Below are 2,517 nucleotides of genomic sequence, written 5' to 3'. Positions count from 1 at the left end.
CCGCGTCTGCCCGGCCTGTGGCGTTTGGGGGCCATCAAGCCAGCGAGAAACCGGGGTTTCATGCGCTTATTCAGGCCATGGCCCGAGGTCCAATCGCCGAATAATTCCTGCCATGGGCCTGCTGCGTCATGGCGCCGCGCATGATGCGCGAGCGCGTGGCGGTCCCGCTCACCCAGAGGAATTCCAGTGTCTGCCACACCCAATGCCGCCAACAATGCAGCTCCCGCCCCGGCCAAGGGCAAGAAGCTGATCGTGCTGATCGTCATCATCGCCGTCCTGGCCATAGGCGCGGCCGCTGCCTTCATCCTGCTGTCCAAGCGGCACAGCAATGCCGATGAGGAGGAGGGCGGCTCCAGCAAGGCGGCCGTCACGGTTCCCACCTTCCTGCCGCTGGACAGCCTGGTGGTCAATCTGTCCGACCCGGGCGGCGACCGCTTCGTGCAGATCGGCATCACGCTGGAGCTGGCCGACGAGAAGACGGCCACTACGGTCAAGCAGTACCTGCCCAGCATCCGCAACGGCATCCTGATGCTGGTGTCCCAGCGCACGGCCGAGGAGTTGCTGGAGCGCGACGGCAAGGAACGCCTGGCTGCCGACGTGCTCAACGAAGTGTCCGCACCGCTGGGCTACGGCAACCAGGCCAAGGCCAAGAAGCGCAGCCGCGACGAGGATGCAGAGGACGAAGATGGCGAGCGCCGCCGCTCCCCTGGCAAGAACCCCGTGCGCCGCGTGCTGTTCTCCAGCTTCATCATTCAGTAACCGGGGAGGCAAGGCGCCATGAGCGATTCGTTTCTCTCCCAGGAAGAAGTCGATGCCCTTTTGGAGGGCGTGACCGGCGAGAGCCAGAAATCCACGACCGAGGAGGTCGAGGCGGGCATCATCCGCCAGTACGACATCTCCAGCCAGGAGCGCATCGTGCGCGGGCGCATGCCGACGATGGAGATCGTCAACGAGCGCTTTGCCCGCAACTTCCGCATCGGCCTGTTCAACTTCATCCGCCGCAGCCCCGAGGTGTCGGTGGGCACGGTGTCGGTGCAGCGCTACAGCGCCTTCCTGCGCGAGCTGGTGGTGCCCACCAACTTCAACATCGTCGCCATCCGCCCGCTGCGCGGCAGCGGCCTGGTGGTCTGCGATCCCTCGCTGGTGTTCGGCGTCATCGACACGCTGTACGGCGGCACGGGCCGACTGCAGACACGCATCGAAGGGCGGGATTTCTCGCACACCGAGCAGCGCGTGATCAACCGCCTGGTCAACGTGATCTGCGAGGAATACAAGAAGGCCTGGCACGGCATCTATCCGCTGGAGCTGGGCTACCAGCGCTCGGAGATGCAGCCGCAGTTCGCCAACATTGCCACCCCCAGCGAAATCGTCGTGTCCACGGCCTTCCAGCTGGAGATCGGTGACATCTCGGGCTCCATCCACATCTGCATGCCCTATGCGACGCTGGAGCCCATCCGTGATGTCCTGTACTCCTCCACGCAGGGCGACTCCATTGAAGTGGACCGCCGCTGGGTCAAAGTGCTCAAGCGCGAAATCCAGGCCGCCGAGGTGACCCTGGTGGCCGAACTGGCGCGCGCCGACGCCACGGTGGAGCAGCTGCTGGCCATGCGCCCCGGCGATTTCATCGAACTCGACCGCGAGCCGCTGATCCGCGCCTCCATCGGCGGCGTTCCGATTTTCGAGTGCCAGTACGGCACTCACAACGACAAGTATGCAATCCGTGTCGAGCACTGCCTGCGCGGTGCCGATGCTGGCTGGATGGGAGAAAACAATGGCAACTGAAGACACGCAAAAGCCCGCTGGCGACGATCCGTTCTCGGGATGGGCAGAGGCATTGGACGAGCAGCGCGAGCGCGACGCCAAGCTGGAGGCGGAACAGGGCGGCCCGCTGACGGGCGAGCCCGTGCGCCCCTACGCCGGTGGCGGCGACGTGCCGGTCAACGACATCAACATGGTGCTGGACATCCCGGTGCAGCTGTCGGTGGAACTGGGCCGCACCAAGGTGCCGATCAAGTACATCCTGCAGCTGGCCCAGGGCTCGGTGGTCGAACTCGACGCACTGGCCGGCGAGCCCATGGACGTGCTGGTCAACGGCTACCTGATCGCCCAGGGCGAGGTGGTGGTGGTCAACGACAAGTTCGGTATCCGCCTGACCGACGTGGTCACGCCGTCCGAGCGCCTGCGCCGGGTCAGCCGTGGCTGAGAGCGCCGGCATGGGCCCGCTGTGGCCGACCCTGCTCACGGTCGTGGCCCTGGTCACGGCCATGGCTGCTCTGCCCTGGCTGCTGCGCCGCTTTCAGCAGCGCACGGCTGCGCTGCGTGGCGCAGCCGGCCTGCAGTCGCGGGTGCTGGGCGCCGTGGGCGTGGGTCCGCAGCAGCGGGTGGTGACGGTGGAAGTGGGCGAGGGCGCGCAGACCGTGCGGCTGGTGCTGGGCGTCACGGCGCAAAGCATCCAGTGCCTGCATGTGCTGCAGGCCCCGGCCCCTGCTGATTTTTCGGCTGCGATGGCGCAAGCGC

At 66.3% G+C, this 2,517-nt stretch carries 4 protein-coding genes; all 4 read left to right on the top strand.

What is annotated here, in order from left to right; all coding sequences use genetic code 11:
- Positions 1–186: 186 nt before the first annotated feature.
- Entirely contained in the window at positions 187–759 is a 573-nt protein-coding gene (locus tag L995_RS24250; protein ID WP_016449324.1) for a flagellar basal body-associated FliL family protein, read from the top strand.
- Positions 760–777: 18 nt separating this feature from the next.
- Positions 778–1,782, top strand: a complete 1,005-nt coding sequence (gene fliM / locus L995_RS24245; protein ID WP_016449325.1) for a flagellar motor switch protein FliM — start codon at positions 778–780, stop codon at positions 1,780–1,782.
- Positions 1,772–2,203 carry a flagellar motor switch protein FliN gene (fliN, locus tag L995_RS24240; RefSeq protein ID WP_016449326.1) on the top strand — a complete coding sequence of 144 codons (432 nt, stop codon included), beginning with the start codon at positions 1,772–1,774 and terminating at the stop codon, positions 2,201–2,203. Before fliM ends, fliN begins: the two co-directional genes overlap by 11 nt.
- 10 nt (positions 2,204–2,213) lie before the next feature.
- A partial coding sequence (locus L995_RS24235; RefSeq protein WP_047473975.1) for a FliO/MopB family protein occupies positions 2,214–2,517 on the top strand: 304 nt, incomplete at its 3' end.

Source organism: Delftia sp. ZNC0008, from assembly GCF_000799035.1.
GTDB classification, from domain to species: domain Bacteria; phylum Pseudomonadota; class Gammaproteobacteria; order Burkholderiales; family Burkholderiaceae_C; genus Comamonas; species Comamonas tsuruhatensis.
Note: the sequence above shows the minus strand (reverse complement) of the source record. Positions and strands in the feature narration are given on the sequence as shown.